The sequence below is a fragment of the uncultured Bifidobacterium sp. genome (assembly GCF_959020155.1).
GTDB lineage: Bacteria > Actinomycetota > Actinomycetes > Actinomycetales > Bifidobacteriaceae > Bifidobacterium.
Genome location: NZ_CAUERC010000018.1, coordinates 1 through 20,271, shown reverse-complemented (window position 1 = coordinate 20,271; position 20,271 = coordinate 1). Strand labels below are relative to the sequence as shown.

Annotated in this window: 17 protein-coding genes and 1 tRNA gene; 17 read left to right on the top strand and 1 reads right to left on the bottom strand. The window is 60.3% G+C overall.

All coding sequences use genetic code 11. The features are described 5' to 3' along the window. The first annotated feature begins 161 nt into the window (after positions 1-161). From Q5H31_RS05825 to Q5H31_RS05750, 16 genes are all read left to right on the top strand, one after another. Complete coding sequence (locus tag Q5H31_RS05825) at positions 162-3,362, top strand: UPF0182 family protein (RefSeq protein WP_302457590.1); 3,201 nt, start codon at positions 162-164, stop codon at positions 3,360-3,362. Positions 3,363-3,484: 122 nt separating this feature from the next. Next, complete coding sequence (locus Q5H31_RS05820; RefSeq protein WP_302457589.1) at positions 3,485-3,982, top strand: GNAT family N-acetyltransferase; 498 nt, start codon at positions 3,485-3,487, stop codon at positions 3,980-3,982. 293 nt (positions 3,983-4,275) lie between these two features. Then, complete coding sequence (locus tag Q5H31_RS05815) at positions 4,276-4,797, top strand: formate/nitrite transporter family protein (RefSeq protein WP_368043767.1); 522 nt, start codon at positions 4,276-4,278, stop codon at positions 4,795-4,797. A gap of 188 nt (positions 4,798-4,985) precedes the next feature. Further along, positions 4,986-5,432, top strand: a complete 447-nt coding sequence (locus tag Q5H31_RS05810) for a PIN domain-containing protein (protein ID WP_302457588.1) — start codon at positions 4,986-4,988, stop codon at positions 5,430-5,432. Positions 5,433-5,567: 135 nt separating this feature from the next. Further along, positions 5,568-6,167 carry an aminoacyl-tRNA hydrolase gene (gene pth, locus Q5H31_RS05805; RefSeq protein ID WP_032683753.1) on the top strand — a complete coding sequence of 200 codons (600 nt, stop codon included), beginning with the start codon at positions 5,568-5,570 and terminating at the stop codon, positions 6,165-6,167. Then, positions 6,157-9,720: a transcription-repair coupling factor gene (gene mfd, locus Q5H31_RS05800; protein ID WP_302457587.1), complete on the top strand. Its 3,564-nt coding sequence runs from the start codon at positions 6,157-6,159 to the stop codon at positions 9,718-9,720. Before pth ends, mfd begins: the two co-directional genes overlap by 11 nt. After that, a complete protein-coding gene (locus tag Q5H31_RS05795) occupies positions 9,717-10,628 on the top strand; it encodes an aldo/keto reductase (RefSeq protein ID WP_302457586.1) in 912 nt (303 codons plus the stop codon). Before mfd ends, Q5H31_RS05795 begins: the two co-directional genes overlap by 4 nt. Positions 10,629-10,778: 150 nt before the next feature. Next, a complete protein-coding gene (gene eno / locus Q5H31_RS05790; protein ID WP_302457585.1) occupies positions 10,779-12,077 on the top strand; it encodes a phosphopyruvate hydratase in 1,299 nt (432 codons plus the stop codon). Between the two features lie 90 nt (positions 12,078-12,167). After that, positions 12,168-12,779, top strand: coding sequence for a septum formation initiator family protein (locus Q5H31_RS05785; protein WP_008782788.1), 612 nt, complete (start codon positions 12,168-12,170; stop codon positions 12,777-12,779). After that, positions 12,776-13,342, top strand: coding sequence for a DUF501 domain-containing protein (locus Q5H31_RS05780; RefSeq protein ID WP_007053583.1), 567 nt, complete (start codon positions 12,776-12,778; stop codon positions 13,340-13,342). Before Q5H31_RS05785 ends, Q5H31_RS05780 begins: the two co-directional genes overlap by 4 nt. A 62-nt stretch (positions 13,343-13,404) precedes the next feature. Further along, positions 13,405-14,406, top strand: coding sequence for a Ppx/GppA phosphatase family protein (locus tag Q5H31_RS05775; protein WP_007053582.1), 1,002 nt, complete (start codon positions 13,405-13,407; stop codon positions 14,404-14,406). A 158-nt stretch (positions 14,407-14,564) separates the two neighbouring features. Beyond that, a tRNA-Leu gene (locus Q5H31_RS05770) sits at positions 14,565-14,643 on the top strand. A 192-nt stretch (positions 14,644-14,835) separates the two neighbouring features. Continuing rightward, positions 14,836-15,405 carry a hypothetical protein gene (locus Q5H31_RS05765; RefSeq protein WP_007055112.1) on the top strand — a complete coding sequence of 190 codons (570 nt, stop codon included), beginning with the start codon at positions 14,836-14,838 and terminating at the stop codon, positions 15,403-15,405. 146 nt (positions 15,406-15,551) lie between these two features. Continuing rightward, positions 15,552-17,012 carry an L-serine ammonia-lyase gene (locus Q5H31_RS05760; protein WP_007051893.1) on the top strand — a complete coding sequence of 487 codons (1,461 nt, stop codon included), beginning with the start codon at positions 15,552-15,554 and terminating at the stop codon, positions 17,010-17,012. A 141-nt stretch (positions 17,013-17,153) separates the two neighbouring features. Next, the gene (locus Q5H31_RS05755) at positions 17,154-17,561 is read left to right on the top strand and encodes an FKBP-type peptidyl-prolyl cis-trans isomerase (RefSeq protein ID WP_007051894.1); all 408 of its coding nucleotides are present in this window, start codon (positions 17,154-17,156) and stop codon (positions 17,559-17,561) included. A gap of 98 nt (positions 17,562-17,659) precedes the next feature. After that, entirely contained in the window at positions 17,660-18,139 is a 480-nt protein-coding gene (locus Q5H31_RS05750; RefSeq protein WP_007055115.1) for a transcription elongation factor GreA, read from the top strand. A gap of 54 nt (positions 18,140-18,193) precedes the next feature. Here Q5H31_RS05750 and Q5H31_RS05745 read toward each other — a convergent pair whose 3' ends face one another. Then, positions 18,194-19,138, bottom strand: coding sequence for a hemolysin III family protein (locus Q5H31_RS05745; RefSeq protein ID WP_007053578.1), 945 nt, complete (start codon positions 19,136-19,138; stop codon positions 18,194-18,196). A gap of 124 nt (positions 19,139-19,262) precedes the next feature. On the opposite strand from Q5H31_RS05745, the gene Q5H31_RS05740 reads away from it, so the two are divergent. Further along, on the top strand, positions 19,263-20,036 hold the full coding sequence (locus tag Q5H31_RS05740; RefSeq protein ID WP_007053577.1) for a zinc-ribbon domain-containing protein: 774 nt from the start codon (positions 19,263-19,265) through the stop codon (positions 20,034-20,036). Positions 20,037-20,271: the final 235 nt, after the last annotated feature.

Below are 20,271 nucleotides of genomic sequence, written 5' to 3'. Positions count from 1 at the left end.
TCCTGTGCCGAAGTTGGCGTGTGGCGTGTGCTGAGGGACGCATATGTTGTGGCCGTTGGCTGTTCATACCGGCAAGCGTAGAACGGAGCGTAGAACAGAACGCTGCCTCATTCTGTGCTCAGGGCATAACCTACCTCCCGCCCTTTCGATAGGCTTGAGTTATGTCTTTTAACGATCCTTTCTCAATACTGTTCGGCAATGGCGGCGATTCACGACGCAACAATGCGAACAATGACGATCCGATCATCCTCGATGTCGAGGCCGATGGGGACGGTCCGGCCCGCAACACCAACGCCGGCCCCTCCGGGTCATCCCGCCCTCCACGTGGCCCGGCCAATCCGCGTATCACCCGTAAGCCAGCGTCCGGTGGCTCAGGAGGCAGCCGTGGCAGCAAGATTCTGATCGGCGTGGTGCTGGCCTTGGCCATCATCGTCGGTCTGTTCTTCGGCCTGTCCCGATTCATCACCGATCTGATGTGGTACGGCCAGCTCGGCTTCCAGTCCGTGGTCTGGACCCAGCTCGGGGTGAAAATCGGTCTGTGGGTGGCCTACGCGCTGCTCATGGCCTTGACCGGCTTCGTTTCCGCCTGGCTGGCCATTCGAGCACGCCCTGATTCGGCCGACGGTTCCACCATTCGCATTAACGGCGATGTGGTCGAGGTCGGCAAATCCGTCAGCTCGAAAACCGCTCGCCGCGTGGCCGTGGTGATTTCGCTGATCGTCGGCGTCATCTTCGGCTCTCAGTTCAACGCGAACTGGAGCGAGATTCTGCTCATGTTCAACGCGCAGTCGTTCGGCACCACCGATCCGCAGTTCGGTCTGGACAACGGCTTCTACGTGTTCGTGCTGCCGGGCCTGAAGCTCGTGCTCGCCGCCGTGGCCATGCTGCTGGGCGTGGGCCTTGTGTTTTCCGTGGTCACTCATGTGCTGATGGGTGGTATCCGCATTACTATGCCGGTTAACGGACGCGGCCTGTTCTCCATCACCAAGCGTTGCCGTCGCCAGCTTGGCATCTGGCTGATGCTCAACATGTTCGCTTGGGCAGTGCGCCAGATGATCGGCGTCTTCGACCAGCTCACCGTGCAGGGTTCACGCATCACCGGTGCCTCCTACACCGCCGTGCATGCCAACATCCCCGTCACCTTCATCATGGCCGCGCTGACCGCCATCCTCGGCGTGGTGCTGGGCATCTGGCTCATGCGTTCCCACACGCTCGAAGGCCAGGCGTCCATCGGCGTGCGCGCCTCCGCCGCGCTCAGGGCCTGGCGTGTGCCGGTGACCTCCATTGCCGTCGTGGTCGTGGTGGGTCTTGTGCTCACCGTGGCATGGCCGGTGCTGTTGCAGCGCTTCCGCGTCAACCCGAACGCACAGGAGATGGAATCCACCTACATTCAGCGCAATATCGACGCCACCCGCGCCGCCTACGGTCTTGACAAGCTCAAGACCGAGCAATACAAGGTAACCGACAAGGGCGAGCAGGGCGCTCTGGCCAAGGAGGGCGACACCACCGCGCAGATTCGTCTGCTCGACCCGCAGGTCGTCAGCCCCACATTCAAACAGCTGCAGCAGTCCAAGCAGTACTACACCTTCGCCGACACTTTGGCAGTCGACAAGTACGAGATCGACGGCGTTTCCCAAGACACCGTGATTGCCGCCCGCGAGCTTGACCTGGCCGGCAACGACAACCGCAATTGGGTCAATGACCACACCGTGTACACCCACGGTTACGGCGTGGTGGCCGCTTACGGTAACAAGGTGACCGCCGACGGCCAGCCTGAATTCTTCGAATCCGGCATCCCCACTCAGGGCAAGCTCACTGAATCCGAAAAGTATGAGCCTCGCATCTACTTCTCGCCGAACACCACCGAATACTCGATCGTCGGCGCACCGGAGGGCACGCAGGCTTGGGAGTTCGACTACCCGACCGGTTCGGAAGGCGCCCTGACCACGTTCAAGGGCGACGGCGGCCCCTCGGTTGGCAACCTGTTCTCCCGTATTCTCTACGCAATCCGCTTCGGCTCCGATCAGATTCTCTTCTCCGACCGTGTGACCAGCGAATCGCAGATTCTTTACGATCGTTCCCCCAAGGAGCGCGTGGCCAAGGTGGCGCCGTACCTGACGCTTGACGGCCGTGTGTATCCGGCCGTGGTCGATGGCCGCGTCAAGTGGATCGTCGACGGCTACACCACCTCTGATGCCTACCCATACTCGCAGATGACCGACCTCGGCTCCGCCACCAAGGATTCCACCACCGTCTCTTCCGCAACGGTCTCATCCTTGGGCTCGCAGAAGGCCAACTACATCCGCAACTCGGTCAAGGCCACCGTGGACGCCTACGACGGTTCCGTGGATCTGTACGTATGGGATCAATCCGACCCGGTAATCAAGGCATGGGAGAAGATCTTCCCCGGCCAGTACCACCAGCTCTCCGATATCTCCGGCGACCTGATGAGCCACATGCGCTACCCGGAAAGCCTGTTCAAGGTGCAGCGCGAGCTGCTCTCCAAGTACCACGTGACCTCCGCCAACCAGTACTACTCCGGCGAGGACTTCTGGCAGACGCCGGTCGACCCGACCGAATCCCAGTCCCAGCAGGACCAGGACATCCTGCAGCCGCCGTACTACCTGACCTTGCAGACCGGTGGCACCAAGGAACCGGTGTTCTCGCTGAGCTCCACCTACATTCCGGCTGGCCAGTCCACCCGTGAGATCCTCACCGGCTTCCTGTCGGTCGACTCGGATGCCGGCAATGAGAAGGGCAAGATAGGCTCAAACTACGGCACCATCCGATTGCAGGAGCTGCCCAAGGATTCGAACGTACCGGGCCCCGGCCAGGCGCAGAACAACTTCAACGCCAACGCCGACGTGTCCAAGGAACTGAACCTGCTGCAATCCGGCGACACGCAAGTGGTGCGCGGCAACCTGCTCACCCTGCCGCTCGGTGGCGGACTGGTGTACGTGCAGCCCGTGTACGTCAAGTCTTCGGGTGCGACTTCATTCCCGCTGCTCAAGAAGACGCTGGTCGCGTTCGGTGATCAGGTAGGATTTGCGGATACGTTGGATGAGGCCTTGGATCAGGTGTTCGGTGGTGATTCCGGCGCGGCCGCAGGCGATGCCGAGAACGTGTCCGGTGACCAATCTGGTTCCGATACCAATGGTGGTCAGTCCGGCACCACGGACGGAAAGTCGGATTCCGGCTCGTCTTCCGACCGCAGCCCCGAACTCCAGCAGGCGTTGAACGATGCCGCCCAAGCCATGAAGGACAGCCAGTCCGCCATGAAGAACGGCGACTGGACCGCCTACGGCAAGGCGCAGCAGGAGCTTGAAGACGCCCTCAACAAGGCCATCGAGCTCGACAAGTAACTTGGCTTCCCTCAGGGTGAGGGGAGCTATCGCCGAAGGCGACTGAAGGGAGTCGGTTACCTCAACTGACATAGCCCGTCCTTATCATAAGGACGGGCTATTTGCGTATTCAAAGGAACTTCATGCCATACACCTTCCATCCGGCCGTCGAATCCGACATCCAAGCCATCACCGACATCTACAACGCTGCGGTGGTGGCGGGTGGGGCCACCGCCGACCTCACCCCGCGCACCCTCGACCAACGCCGCGCCTGGGTCGAATCCCATACGCCGCCCTACGGCGTTTTTGTTGTGGAATCGGAAGACGGTTCAATCATCGGCTTCGGTACGCTCTCCGTGTTCTACGATCGTGCCGGGTATGACGGCGTCACCGATTTGGCCTATTACATCGATCCGGCATGGCAAGGCAGGGGAGTGGGCACGTTCATGCTTGACAGGCTGCTCACCGAGGCGCGGGCCCGCCACATGCGCAAGGCCTGTGGCATCATTTTCGCCGATAACGTCGGCTCCATTGCCCTCATGCGCCGCTTCGGCTTCACCCAATTCGGCCTCATGCCCGCCGCTGCCACCGACTCCACCGGCACCATGCGGGACATGTCCTACTGGTATTTGGACCTGTAGGCCCGAGGCGGTTTACCCTTGCTCTCCATGGATTCCGGTGTCCTATAACACTAAAAAGTTGTATCGGATCAGCTCTTTTCCTCGAACGCCATATATCGGACGCGCTTATCCCAGATAACGGCAAACTACGGGACGGCACGCGATTTTCGTCCGTTTTGACGTGGTATCCCGCAATCACGTGGGATGCCACACACGTCAAACGATGCACATAGCTCGCGTCCCGCAACTCTTCCTGCGAAATCATTGGAATTCTGCCATTCTTATGATTCGGTGCAGATAACGTGCGATAACGCTTGCGGGATGCCACGCCAAGAACGCCCAAAATCCGCTGCCGTCCCGCAATATGTCATCCGATTGCAGGGAAGCGTCATCTGTCTGAGCTGTTTCCCTTGCTTGGCGTCGTAAACGACAAGTTGTTGATTGCCGCTGCATGTTTCTCCTATTTGAGAACCGAATGCTACATACTGAGATTTTTTCCAACCGGAGTTGATGTTAAAGTGACGCCAAGCTGGGACACGCTGTTCGTGTGCGGCATCCTGTGCAACGTGCTCGTCTGCCTGGCCGTGCGCATCGGATTCGCCGCGCGCTCCGTATCCGACAAGGTGCCGGGCATCCTGCTGCCGATCGCCGGATTCGTGGCGATGGGCTTCGAACACTGCGTGGCCAACATGTTCTTCCTGCCGATGGGCCTGGTCGCCAAAACGTTTGGTTTCGGCGCCGACGCGGCGGGCGTCGCGGCGCTCGACGTGTCGGGCATCCTCTATAACCTGTCCGCAGCCACGCTCGGCAATATCCTCGGCGGCCCTGATTCGTGATCTGACCGACTACCTTGCGGATACGGGGGAACTGCCGGAATTCGAGCGTCTGACGCTCTCCCTGATTCAGGAGCGGGAGCGTAGGAAAAAGCAGGAGTTGATTCAACGTTTCGCCGACCGGAATTTGCCGGAGGCGGAAGGCGATCTTTCGGATGAGGAGATTCTCGCGCAGGCACGTATGGAACGATTTGGGGGACGGGATGAAACTGCTGTTTGACACGAATATTCTGCTCGATTTGTGCAATGACAAACGAGCGCCTTTCCATAAACAATGTGTTGATTTGCTCATGGAAGCCGTTGCACGGCCAAACATTGAGATCATGGCGCCGGTATCGTCATTGAATGACGTGTATTGCGTGTTGCGCAAGCATTATGGCGAGGAGCGGGCGGCGCGAGACGATATCGGTGGGCTGATGGAATTGTTCGACATCCGTCCACTTATGGAACGCCATGCGTGTATGTCGTACCGGTCCGATGAGCCCGACTTCGAGGACGGGCTCATCCGTGCCGTTGCCGAGGACAATGACGCCGACGTCATCGTGACTCGTGACGTCGAAGCGTTTCACCATTCATCGGTCCGATCGATGGATGCCGAGCAATGCCGTGCCCTGCTGCTTGCCGATTCCAAGGCTTGACGGCGGCGTTGAGTACAATCTTGACGGTTGAATCCGGCCGGGCATGGGCCAGTGCGCGAGGCGAACGCGCGCATGACGTACGGAACGTACAGAACGTGCATACGGGAATATAGGAAGACGGACGAGGAGTGGATTATGGCATCGGATTTCTGGCTGATTGCGGGACTGGGCAACCCCGGCAAAAAATATGAGGACACGCGGCACAACATGGGCTTCATGACCGCCGACGTGCTCGCCGAACGTTGGACGGTGAACTTCGCCGATCACAAGGGCTTGGCCATGCTCGGTAAAAGCGTGATGAACCTGGACGGCCGCACCGTCAAGTTCTTTCTGGCCAAGCCGCTGACTTATATGAATGATTCCGGCAATGCGGTGGCTTCCATTAGCGCCTATTACCAGATCGAGCCCGACCATATCGTGGTGATTCACGATGACATGGACTTGGAATTCGGTCGTATCAAGGTCAAGGCAGGCGGCTCCGCAGGGGGCCACAATGGCATCAAGTCGATTGACCGTTCCCTCGGCACGCCGAAATACGCGCGTGTGCGCATGGGCGTCGGTCACTCCAAGCGCGGTGCGAACGCGCATGACAACACGGTGAACTGGGTGCTGGGCGGATTCGGTCCGGACCAGCGCAAGCAGCTGCCCGAATTCCTGGCTGACGGCGCCGACGCCGCCGAGGACATCATCTTCCGCGGTCTTGCCAAGACCCAGGAGAAGTTCAATGGCCGGTGAGGCGACGCACCCGGACCTGATCAACGGCTCACTGGTAGGCATCCTGTCTGAGCTGGAACAGGACAAGACCTTCCTTAGACTCGCCACTGGTGACATCGAGGTTTCGGACGACATCGACAATTCCGTTCTGGCCGGTGTTTCCGAAGGCTTGCGCCCGGCTTTGGCCGCCGCCATCGGGCAGGGTGTGACCGGCAAACCCGGCAAGCCGGTCGTGCTGGTCGTGGCCTCCGGCCGCGAAGCCGAAGAGACCGTGGGCTCGCTGCGCTCCTGGTATGACGGCGACCCGGACGACATCGCCCAGCTCGAAGCCTGGGAAACCCTGCCGCACGAGCGTCTGAGCCCGCGCGCGGACACCGTGGCCAGCCGCATGGCCGTGTTCCGCAGACTCAAGCATCCGAGCGATACCGATCCGATGTTCGGCCCGATTCGCATTCTCGTCATGCCGATCCGCTCGCTCATCCAGCCGGTCGTCCAAGGACTGGGCGACGTCGAGCCGCTCGTGTTCACCGTGGGGGAGGACCTGCCCCTCGACGAAGCCGCCAAACGTCTGATCGAAAACGCCTACACGCGCGTGGACCTGGTCATGGACCGTGGCGAGTTCGCGGTGCGCGGAGGCATCCTCGACGTGTTCCCGCCCACCGCACCGCACCCGGTGCGTATCGAATTCTTCGGCGACGAAATTGACACCATCAAGGAATTCCACGCCTCCGACCAGCGTACCTACGGCGACGGCCTCAAGACCATCTGGGCCACCGCATGCCGTGAACTGCAGCTGACCGACGCCGTGCGCGCCCGCGCCAAAGCCTTGGTCGGTTCGATTCCCAATGCTGAGGACATGCTCGAATCCATCGCCAACGCCATTCCGGTCGAAGGCATGGAATCCCTGATGCCCGCGCTCGTGGACCATCTGGAACCGGTGGGCTCCATGTTGCCCAAGCACGCCGTGATCCTCCTGAGCGACCCGGAGAAACTGCGCCGTTCCGCCGAAGACTTGGCAAAAACCGCGAACGAGTTCCTGGCCGCCAGCTGGCATGTGGCCGCCTCCGGCCACGGCTCCGGCGCGCCCATCAGCTTCGACGAAGCCAGCTTCCTCGACTATGAGGAAACCATCAGCTCCCTCGAATACTCCGAACATCCGGTGATTCGCCTCACCAGTTTCGGCGTGGACACCACGTTGACCGGCCATGTGCAGCTCGACGCCCAGAACCCGGCCGAATTCCGCGGGGATGAGGCCAAGGCCTCCCAAGGCATCGAAGGCCTGCTCGATGCCGGCTTCCACGTCACCATCACCGCCGCTGCGGCCGGCACCTTGGCCAGACTCAAGCGCGCGATCAACACTACCGGTATCGCCAATTTCGACGTCATCCGCTCTCAGGCCATCGACGGCTTCGTGGACAAAGCCGCCAAAATCGCCCTGCTCACCGAACGCGACCTGACCGGCCGCACTTCGGCCGTGGCCGTGGCCAAAACGCCGAAACGCCGGCGCAAGGCCATCGACTTGGTGGAACTCAAAAAAGGCGATTACGTGGTGCACGAGCAGCACGGCATTGGCCGGTTCATCGAAATGCGCCAGCGCACCATCGGCACCGGCGCCAACAAAACCACTCGCGAATACCTGGTCATCGAATATGCGCCTTCCAAGCGCGGCGCCCCGGCGGACAAACTGTTCATCCCCACCGACCAGCTCGACCAGGTCAGCAAATACATCGGTGCCGAAGCCCCCAAGCTCAACAAGCTCGGCGGCTCCGACTGGGCGGCCACCAAGGCCAAGGCCCGCAAACACGTCCACGAGATCGCCGACGACCTGATCAAGCTGTACTCCGCCCGCCAGCGCGCCAGGGGCTTCGCGTTCAGCCCGGACACCCCATGGCAGAAGGAACTGGAAGATGCCTTCCCCTATCAGGAAACCGCCGACCAGCTCACCACCATCGACGAGGTCAAATCCGACATGGAGAAGCCCGTGCCGATGGACCGCCTCATCTGTGGCGACGTGGGCTTCGGCAAAACCGAAATCGCACTGCGTGCCGCCTTCAAGGCCGTGCAGGACGGCAAGCAGGTGGCCGTGCTCGTGCCCACCACGCTGCTTGTCCAGCAGCATTACGAGACGTTCAGCGAACGATTCGAGGGTTTCCCGGTCAATGTGGCGGCCATGAGCCGATTCCAGACCACCAAAGAGATCAACGAGACCATCGAGGGTCTGGAAACCGGCACGGTGGACGTGGTCATCGGCACGCACAAGCTGCTGAACCCGAAAATCAAGTTCAAGGATCTGGGACTCGTCATCATCGATGAGGAGCAGCGTTTCGGCGTGGAACACAAGGAGACGCTGAAAGCCCTGCGCACCAACGTGGACGTGCTGTCCCTGTCTGCCACGCCTATCCCGCGTACGCTGGAGATGGCCGTGACCGGCATTCGCGAGATGTCCACGCTTGCCACCCCGCCCGAAGACCGGTTGCCGGTGCTGACCTATGTGGGCGCCTACGAGGATGCGCAGGCCACCGCAGCCGTACGCCGCGAACTGCTGCGAGGCGGCCAGGTGTTCTATGTCCACAATCGTGTGCAGGATATCTCGTCCATCGCCGACAAGATCCACACGCTGGTGCCCGAGGCGCACGTCGGCATCGCCCACGGCAAGATGGGGGAGAAGCAGCTCGACCAGATCATCCGCGACTTCTGGCATCGCGACATCGACGTGCTCGTGTGCACCACGATCATCGAGACCGGTCTCGATATCTCCAATGCGAACACGCTGATCGTCGACCATGCCGACCGTTTCGGCCTGAGCCAGCTCCATCAGCTGCGCGGCCGCGTCGGTCGCGGCCGCGAGCGCGCGTACGCTTACTTCCTGTACGACCCGTCCAAGCCGATGACCGAGCAGTCCCATGACCGGCTCGCCACCATCGCGCAGAACACGGCGCTCGGCTCCGGTTTCGATGTGGCCATGAAGGACTTGGAATTGCGCGGCACCGGTAACCTTCTGGGCGACGAGCAGTCCGGCCATATCGAGGGCGTGGGCTTCGACCTGTACGTACGCATGGTGTCCGAAGCCGTGGAGAAGTACAAGGAGCCCGAAGAGAACGTCGAGCCGGTGGCCGTGTCCATCGACCTGCCCATCGAAGCGTCGATTCCGATCGAGTACATCGATTCGGACAAGCTGCGTCTGGAAGCGTACCGCAAGCTCGCCTCCGCTCGCAACGAGGCCGATTTGAAGGATCTGGAAGAGGAGCTTACCGACCGTTACGGCAAGCCGCCGGTCGAATTCGAGACCCTGTTCGACGTGGCCCGTCTGAAGTTCAAGGCCCGCAAGCTCGGCATTTCGGAGATTCTCGCGCAATCCAACCGCGTGCGCATCGGCCGTATCGACCCGCCCGAATCCATCCAGATGCGTATGGGCCGTATTTACAAAGGCGCCCAATACCGCCCGGTCACCCACCAGCTCATCGTACCCACCCCGTTCACCGGCTCCCTGGGCCAAGGCCCCATGAGCTCCGACCAGGTAGTCCTCTGGACTAACCAACTCCTCGATGACTTGGCATGGAGGCCACAACGATGAAAAACCAACACGCGGCAACACTTGCCGGCTATGAGATTCCCCGCCTCGGCATGGGCACGATGGCGCTCGCCATCGAGGGGCGCCCCTCCAACCGTGATCAGGCGATCGAGACCATCCATGCCGCGCTCGATGCCGGAGTCCGTTATTTGGACACGGCTTGGTCTTATTATCTGCCCAGCGCACCCGGAACCGGCGAGCCGGAGGATATGGGCTATGGCGAATATCTGGTCCGCGATGCTCTGCACTCGTGGCATGGGCCGAGAGAACAGGTGCTCGTGGCCACCAAAACCGGTTGGCTGCGTACGCTTGACGGCAGCGGCAACTACGGCTGGCAGGCCGATGCCCGACCCGAAACCATGATCGCCAATGCCAAGGAATCCGCCAGCCGCCTCGGTGTCGACACGCTCGATTTGCTCTACTCGCACTGCAATGATCCGCAGGTGCCGTACGAAGACCAGATGGGCGCACTCAAGCAGCTCGTGGACGAAGGTGTGGCCAAAGCTGTCGGCATCTCCAGAATCGACAACGCGGACATCGAAACCGCCCGCAATATTTTGGGCGATCGTCTCGTGGCCGTCCAGAACCAGTTCTCCCCGGTCCACCGCGACCCTGAACACACGTTGGAAACCTGCGAAAAGCTCGGTTTGGCTTTTGTCTGCTGGTCGCCACTCGGCGGATTCCTCGACCCGTTCAACGAGCATCTGTTCGACCGGTTCCGCGAAGTCGCCAAGATTCACGACTGCTCCTACCAGCGCGTCACGCTCGCGTGGGAACTTGCGCAATACCAATATCTGTTCACGATTCCCTCGGCCAGAAACCCGCAGGAGATTCAGGACTCGTTCAAAGCCAGCGAACTGAAATTGTCCGACAGTGAGATCGGCTACCTCAATGGCAAGGACGTTGACTGAGCGATTTCGTCCGTACTGCCTTGCAATCAGGCGGCACACTGGCATTGTGAGCGCTAACGCTAAATTTTGGGCGTGTTGTTCACAACGTCCACAAATCGCACTACTCTTAAGAATGTCATTCAAGATACACAACCGTTTTAAGGAGTAGTTGTGGCAGTAATTGAAAGCGTGTACGCGCGTCAGATTCTCGATTCCCGCGGCAACCCGACCGTTCAGGTCGTTCTGGACACCGAAGACGGCGCCCAGGGCCTGGGCCTGGTCCCGTCCGGCGCCTCCACCGGTGAGGCCGAGGCTTGGGAGCGTCGCGATGGCGACAAGTCCGTCTACGGCGGCAAGGGTGTTCTTAACGCGGTCAAGGCCGTGAACGAGGTCATCGCTCCGAAGGTCATCGGCATGGACGCTGCTGACCAGCGCGCTCTGGACGACCTGATGATCGAGCTCGACGGCACCCCGAACAAGGGCAAGCTGGGCGCCAACGCCATCCTGGGCGTCTCCCTGGCTGCTCTGTACGCTTCCGCCGAGTCCGCCGGCCTGCCGCTGTACCGCTACATCGGCGGCACCAACGGCCACATCCTGCCGGTCCCGAACATGAACATCATGAACGGTGGCGCTCACGCTGACTTCGCCACCGACATTCAGGAGTACATGATCTCCCCGTACGGCTTCGACACCTACTCCGAGGCTCTGCGCGCTGGCGTTGAGGTCTACCACACCCTGAAGAACGTCCTGAAGAAGGAAGGCCTGAACACCGGCCTCGGCGACGAGGGCGGCTTCGCCCCGAAGATGAAGTCCAACGAGGACTCCCTCAAGTACATCATGGACGCCATCTCCGCCGCCGGCTACGAGCCTGGCAAGCAGATCGGCATCTGCCTGGATGTCGCCTCCTCCGAGTTCTACAACAAGGAGACCGGCAAGTACCGCTTCGACGGTGAAGAGCGTGACTCCGCCTACATGCTCGACTACTACGAGAACCTCATCAACGAGTACCCGATCGTCTCCATCGAGGACCCGTTCAACGAGGAAGGCTGGGAAGACTGGGCTGCCATCACCGCTCGCCTCGGCGATCGTCTGCAGTTCGTCGGCGACGACCTGCTGGTCACCAACCCGGCTCGTCTGCAGAAGGCCATCGACCTCGGCGCCGCCAACTCCCTGCTGGTCAAGCTGAACCAGATCGGTTCCGTCACTGAGACCCTCGACGCCATCGAGCTGGCCACCGCCAACGGCTACACCTCCATGGTTTCCCACCGCTCCGGCGAGACCCCGGACACCACCATCTCCGACCTGGCTGTGGCAAAGAACACCGGCCAGATCAAGACCGGTGCTCCGGCTCGTGGCGAGCGTATTGCCAAGTACAACCGCCTGCTCGAGATCGAGGAGGAGCTCGGCTCCACCGCTCAGTACGCCGGCTACAGCGCCTTCAAGGCCTGCAAGAAGTACCTGGCCAAGTGAGCTGAAACGCCCGTAAAGGCGTGAGTTTCCACTGAAGCTCGATACCCGTCGTATTCGTCAAGTCGAATGCGGCGGGTATTTTCGTGTGACATGAGCAAGTCGTCCCGTACCGGCAAACCTGGCAAAACCGGCAAAGCACGAGTTAGGAAAAAAGGGTCGGCGGGGCCTATAGCGTTCTTCGTCTCCCTGTTCATTATCGCCCTTGGCACCATCCAGCTGGTCTCCACCTTCCACACCTATGCCCTGAACCTGGCCGAACTCAATGGTCTCAAGCGTGAGGAGGCTTCGCTGATTGCCCAAAAGCAGGAGTTGGAAAACGACATCAAGCGTTGGGATGACAAGGCCTACATCACCGCCCAGGCCCGTGAACGCCTCGGCTTCGTATTCCCCGGCGAACAGGCCGTGCGTGTGCTTCATCCCGAAGCCGTGACCGGCTCCGATAGCGAATCCCAGAAAACGGAAGATTCCAGTAGCAGCAACAAAAAAGTCCTGCCATGGTACAGCGAACTGTCTTACTCGCTCAAAAAGGCCGATGAGCCTGTGACCGATAGCGAGTCCGGCAAATCCGATATTTCCGGTTCCTCTGACTCGTCATCCAACGACTCATCCAAGCGGTCCGATAAGTCAGACCAGAACACCCAATCCGATCAGAACACCCAACAGAATACCCAACAGAACACAGGGGAGGGAACCCAACAGTGACCATCGATATCGCCGCCAAGGCCAAGGCCCTTGTCGATACCGTGCTTGCCGAGCCCGCCAACGATCATGACATCGACCTGGTGCAGCGTCAGCTCGGCCGATACCCGCGCGGCATGGTCGCCGTGGGGGCGCGATGCGTCTGCGGTAGGCCACTTGCCGTAATCACCCGTCCGGTGTTGCCCGGCGGAATCCCTTTCCCCACCACGTGCTATCTGACCGGTCCGGAAGCCGTCAAGGCCGCCTCCCATGTCGAGGCCGCCGGCGTGATGCAGCAATACAACGACATGTTGGCCTTGGACGAGGAGCTCAAGGCCGCATATGAGCAGGCCCATAACCTGTATCTGGCATTCCGCCACGAACTGGCAGGACGTCTTGGCGACAGTGAGGAGCATATTGAAGGCACTTCGGCCGGCGGCATGCCGGTGCGCGTCAAGTGCCTGCATGCCCTGCTGGCCCAGTCCTTGGTTATGGGGCCGGGCGTCAACCCCATTGGCGATTTGGTACTGGAACGCGTCAAAGACGAATTCGATCCGACCGTCTGCCGCTGCACGCTGGACGATTGATCAACAGATGAGCCAGCGCGAACAGTCCATTCATACGCACTAAGGGATACGAGGAGAAGGCAATGAGCAAGGAATCCGTAACCGTCGCCGGCATTGATTGCGGCACGAACTCCATTCGACTGAAAATCGCACGTGTCGATGCCGATGGCATGCATGAGGTGGTGCCGCGCATCCTGCGTGTGATCCGTCTCGGCCAAGATGTGGACAAGACCCATCGTTTTGCCGACGAAGCGTTGGAACGCGCCTATGTGGCCGCTCGGGAATTCGCCGGTGTGATTGCCGAACATCCCATCGACGGCCTGCGTTTCGTTGCCACCTCTGCAACTCGTGACGCGGAAAACCGTGAGGAGTTCGAGGATGAGATCGAACGTATCCTCGGCGTGCGCCCCGAAGTCATTCCCGGCACCGAAGAAGCCGACCTGAGCTTCCTTGGTGCCACTTCCGTGGTCAATCGCGACGATCTGCCCGCCCCCTATCTGGTGGTTGATCTCGGCGGCGGGTCCACCGAGCTGGTCATCGGTGGCGACGGCGTCAGTGCGCCCACTACCCAGGTTCAGGGCGCGTTTTCCATGAACATCGGTTCCGTGCGCATGACCGAACGTCATCTGACCAATGATCCGCCGACCCAGACACAGATCGATGAGGCCGTTGTGGACGTCGATGAACATATCGATGAGGCCTTCCGCACCGTGGACGCAGGCAAGGCCCGTACCATCATTGGCGTGTCCGGCACGGTGACCACGATGACCGCCTTGGCCATGGGATTGAAGGAATATGATCACACCGTGGTCGACGGGCATCGGCTGAGCCTTGAAGACGCCTATGCCGTGGACGACAAGTTCCTTAGGATGACGCGCGCCGAGCGCCGCGAATACAAGACCATCCACCCCGGCCGTATCGATGTGGTCGGCGGCGGCGCTGTGGTCTGGAGCCGTGTGCTGGCGCGTGTCAGCGAAGCCGCCAAGGCCGATCATGGTGAAGCCATCGATTCGTTCGTTGCCAGCGAACACGGTCTGCTGGACGGCATTGTGCTCGATTATGGTCGCCGGTTGCTGGCTCAATAGCGTAAGTGGTAAGTGCCTCCAGCGGGCTGAGCCGTTAAGCAAACAGCCCGGTGGGCTGTTTGTAGGCGAGGGGAGCGGCTATGCCGCGACGGCTGCACGAAGTGCAGCAACCCGCAAGCAATGCTCAGGGCAGGAGATAGCTTATACTAGAAAAGTTGGCCTCCGTGGCGAAATGGTATACGCAGTCGACTTAAAATCGATCGCTTCGGCTTGTGGGTTCGAGTCCCACCGGAGGCACCTTGAAATCGGCCTGTGGCCGATGCCGTTTTTGCGGCTGTGCCGTGGTCTCTCCCCAGTCGGCTTCGCCGACAGCCCCCCTCGTCAGAGGGGGCTCGCAGCTCACTATGTGGAGAGCTTATAAGGCCGAAACAAAAGGCCGTTAGGCTATGTGGCGTTGTGACGATGTACCTGATGAAACGAGGAATCCACATGGCTTCACGCTGGACCGATGTCGAACGAGTCGAACAAGGCGCACTGCCCACCATGCTTGCCCAAGCCGTCATTGCGGGCACTGCACTCACCGTTGGTGCCATCGCCTGCTCGGGATTCTATCTGTCCATGATCGGCAATGTGGCCGCACTCCTGCCATGGGCGACTATCGTGATACTGATCGCCGTGGCGTTCACCTACATCGTCGGCTTCGCCCTGTTGTGGTGTGCCGAAGCCCTGACCCTGCGTGCCAACGACAAACTCAAGCCATGGCTGTACGGCGTCGTCGGATTAATCGGCTACGGCGTGTGGGGCATGTTCGTGATGAGCGCGATGATGAACACGCTGAACCAGCCGCTGAACGGCGTGGTGTTGTCGAACGGCGATGTGATGGCCCTGACCGTCAACTACGCGGTGTTCGGCTTCATCGCCTTCCTGTTGGCACAGGCGTACGCGCCCAAAATCGCCACCAAGAAGGGACTGACCATCGGGCTGATGGTGGTGCAGATCGTATTGGCCATCATCGGTATCATCGTACTGGTCATGATGTTCTCCGCACTGTCTCACTGACTGACTTATCGCTCGCCGGCATGACGCGCGCGGCCATCATCGCACAAGGCGAAAGCGATTCCGGGCGCTGGGCTGGGATACGATATCGTGATGGTATGACGCCTGGTAACACCGGCATGCCGAACCAGCAGGGGAGAAGGAGCCAAATGTTCAGTGTGCTTGACATGTTCACCATCGGCGTCGGACCTTCATCCTCGCACACCGTAGGCCCGATGGTCGCGGCACATGCTTTCGCCTCCTCGTTGCAGGCCGACCATTTGGTCGATCGCACCGCACGTGTCAAAATCACGCTCTATGGTTCTCTGGCGCTGACCGGTCTCGGCCACGGCACCGATCGTGCTGCGATGGCTGGGCTCGAAGGCAATCTGCCGGCCACCGTGGATACCGACCACATGATGCACATCCGCGAGATCTGCGCGTTGGATGATACTCTGAACCTCGCCGGCCTCAAACGCATCCATTTCGACTACGACCGTGACGTGGTGTTCGAACAATGGAAGCGCATGGCCGCGCACCCCAATGGCATGCGATTCCAGGCGTTCGACGCCGCCGCAAGCTTGGTCGACGAACAGGTCTGGTATTCCATCGGCGGCGGATTCGTGCGCAAAGGCGCTCCCGAAGACCCGATGATCGGCATTCATGAACGCCCTCCGGAAGGCGCCTCCTTTGCCGATGCGGACGAGTCATCATCCACTGATTTCGGCGTCGAGGCACCCTACCCGTTCTCATCATGCACTGAACTGGTGTCGTTATGCCGGGAACATCATCTCAGCATCGCCGAACTTGTATGGGCCAACGAAACCGCTTCACGCTCGGGCATCCAGGTCCGATCCGATATTGATGCCATCTGGCGTGTTATGCGCGCCTGTGTGGACCACGGATGCACCTCGGCGGAACCCACATTGCCCGGTGGCCTTGACGTACCCCGCCGCGCGCCGAAAATGTATCGGCGTCTCGCCTCGAATTCCGATGTGCTGCGCCGCGACAGCCGGCGCAAAGACGCCGTGCTCGAGTCTTCCGACGCCGCATGGGTGGATCTCTTCGCCTTGGCCGTCTCTGAGGAGAATGCCGGAGGCGGGCGCATCGTAACCGCTCCGACCAACGGTTCCGCCGGCATCATTCCCGCCGTGCTTCACTATTACTGGCATTTCGTGGACAACGCTAATGAACAGGGCGTGGTCACGTTTCTGCTGACCGCCGGTGCCATCGGATACCTGTTCAAACGCAACGCCTCAATTTCCGGTGCGGAAGTCGGTTGCCAGGGCGAAGTCGGCTCGGCCTGTTCGATGGCGGCGGCCGGACTTGCCGCAGTCGTAGGCGGCACGCCGGAACAGGTGGAAAATGCTGCTGAGATCGGCATCGAACACAACTTGGGTCTGACTTGCGATCCGGTGGGCGGATTGGTGCAGATTCCATGCATCGAGCGCAATGCCATGGCCGCCAACACCGCCATCAACGCCGTGCGTATGGCCATGCTCGGCGACGGCTCACACATCGTGACCCTTGATCAGGCCATCGAAACCATGAAGCAGACCGGTGAAGACATGATGGCCAAATACAAGGAGACCTCCAAGGGTGGACTTGCCGTCAATGTCGTCGAATGCTGATTGACATGTCCGGTATTCACCAGCATGATGACCGGAATTGACGTATACGGCCAGCGTGTCGTATCGCACAGGGATGAAGGACTACCGCCGATTCGCCGATGGTGCTAAGGTAGGGCGCATTGTGTCTTTGAAGGAGGACTAATGACAGATCAGATGCCTCAGGTGAACGCCGAATTTGGCACCACGCCCGTTATCGAGTTCCCGACGCCCGAAGCCCCGAAGGGCCTCAAGGTTGTGGAGCTGACCGAGGGAGACGGCCCGATCGTGCGTCGCGGCGACACCGTCACCGTGAACTACCACGGCGTGGTGTGGGGTAAGGACACCCCATTCGACTCCAGCTTCGACCGTCATCAGCCCGCCAGTTTCGGCATCGGCGTGGGACAGGTCATCAAGGGCTGGGACCAGACTGTGCCGGGCCATAACGTGGGTTCGCGTCTGGTGGTTTCCATTCCGCCGGAATACGGCTACGGTTCCCGCGGCATCCCGCAGGCCGGCATCGGCGGCGAGGACACGCTGGTGTTCGTCATCGACATCATTTCCACCCGCTGACCATAGGTCAGCACATGACGAACGCCGGGGTCATAGCCGGCGTTTTGTCATAAATAACGAAGATTGTTTCAGCATCGACAACGGTTCAGGAGGACGATATGGCTGAGGACAAGGTCTACCTGCTGACGCAGGAAGCATACAACAAGATGAAGGAAGAGCTCGCCCATCGTGAAGGTGAGCTGCGTGAGGAAATCGCGCACAAGATCGCCGTGGCGCGTGCCGAGGGCGACTTGTCCGAGAACGGCGGCTACCAGGCCGCCCGTGAGGCGCAGAGCAAGAACGAGGGCCGCATCACCGAGCTCACCGTCAAGCTGCGCGATTCCAAGATCATCGAGAATGCTCCGGAAGGCACCGTGGGCGAGGGCTCTGTGGTGACCATCGAGCTCAACGGCAACGAGATGACCTACGTGCTCGGCAGCCGTGACATCGTGGCCGGCACCGACTACGACATCATGACCCCGGATTCCCCGATTGGCAAGGCCATCGAGGGCGCCAAGGTGGGCGACGTCGTTTCCTACACCGCACCGAACGGCCGCGAGCTGTCCGTGACTGTCAAGGCCGCCAAGCCGCTGGCCTGAGTTAAGTGACTGGTATGCCCCCGTAGGCGGGGGCATACTTATATGTCGTAGCGCTTATTGCCACAGCGAGACGATCACCATGTAGATGGCCACCATATGGCAGGCATATCCGGCCACCGTTCCGCAGTGGAAAATCTCATGGAATCCGAAGACGCGAGGCCAAGGGTCGGGCTTGCGCAAGGCGTAGACGATGGCGCCGAGGATGTAGCAGGCACCGCCGGCGCACAGCAGCACCACCACGGCTGGCCCCGCATACGGCGAATTCCAGAACATCACCATATAAGCCAGGCCGTAGATGCCGAAGATGATGTACACCACCGTATACAGCCAGCGTGGTGCATTGATCCAGATCACATGAATCACGATGGCGATGGCCGTGCACGCCCACATCGATATGATGATCACATTGCGCCAGAACGGTTCCAGCGCAAACGAAACCGGGGTATACGTGCCGGCAATGAGCAGGAAGATGTTGACATGATCGATACGCCGCAGCACATCGGTGACGCGCGGGCTCCAATCGCCCAGATGGTAGCAGGCCGAATTGGTGAACAGAATCAGCGACGCTGTCATGAACACGGCACACGCCCACTTCAGACTCGCGCCATGTGCCAAGCATATAAGCACGATGCCTGCCGCCAATGACAGGGGAGCGGCAATCGCGTGAATCCAGCCGCGCATCAACGGCTTTGGCCGTCCGTGCACGTCGAGACGAATCTTGCGTTCCACTTCCGCAGGGGCAATGCCCTCGATTTTCAGCGCACGGTTCTCCGCTTTGGCGAGCTTGTGCCGGGCCTTCTCCTCGGCTTTGGCTCGAATGGCCTCGGCCTTGAACTGGGCCTTGGCCCGTACGGCATCAGCCTTGGCCTGCAACGCCTGTTCGCGCGCCTCGATAGCCGCCTGACGCTTGGATGCGATGGTGGCATCCTCTGCAATCGTCGCGCTGTTATGAGCGTCGTGATGCATCGTCTTTTCCGAGTCGCCGGTTGTTGATGCCATGGTGATGCCCCCGTTTCACGAGTTGACGATACGCTTCTTACGCTGCCGTAACCTACGTTAGCGTAACTTTTATGCTTGTCAATACCGACTCGCACGAACACTATCACCCAATGGCGGCGATACTATGGAATCCGAAGATGAGAACGTCGCAGCAATAAAGGGCTCGGCGATGGTGTATTGCACGGAGTGTGGGTTTGCCAACGAGCAAGGAAATGCCTTCTGTTCGCAGTGCGGAAGCCCATTGGAGCAGCCCGAGGCCAATCCGGCGGCCCCTGCTTCTCCTGAACCTCCCGCCGGGCGTCCTGGCGTCGATCACACCAAAGCGGTGGTGATTGTGCTCATCGCGCTGATTTGTGTCGTGGCGTTAGTCATCGGCTTGTTCATCACCCATAGCATGGGATTGTGGGGAGCTCAGCCGCAGGCGCAAACATCGGCACAGTCGACCGGGGCCGATGCGTTGGATTCCGCCGATGATGGCACGACGGATTCTTCTGACGCCAAGTCCAAGGCCAAGAAGAACACGTCTGATAGCGCCAAAGACAAGAACAGCGACGATTCGTCCAAGAAAAGCTCGACGGAGAAGTCGAAGCCTTCCACTCCGGTGATCACATCCAGCCAGTTGTCTGACATCGCGGATTCATACTCGTCCTCCGATGTGGCCGTCTCCGCCATGGTCATCGATGGAACATCCGCCGACTCCTCAGAGGACGCCACCATCGCGACCACGTCGCAGTCCGGCAAGCAATTCGTGGCTGCCGATTTCTATCTGCCGGTCTATCTTGCGGCCCAGGACAATGGCGATGACAACGCCAAAGCGCAGGCAAACGCGATGATGGGTTCCATGGACACAGCAATGCCGGCAATATGGTGGCGGCTTCGGATATCAAACTGTACGTGATGCTTGCCGTGTACGATAAGCAACATGCCGGCACCTTGGCCACGGGCGGGAAGCCGTGCAACGCGATTGGCGCGGTATTGAAGATGCGATGTCGTCATAGTCGTCGTACTTGCCCGTGTGGCTTGCCGCGACGGCGGCGGTGCGTCTGCGTATGATAGGGATATGGCTGATTTTTCACATATCCTTGCAACGCGCCCCGACTTCGACGACGAGGACCGCGAGTGGCTGCATCATC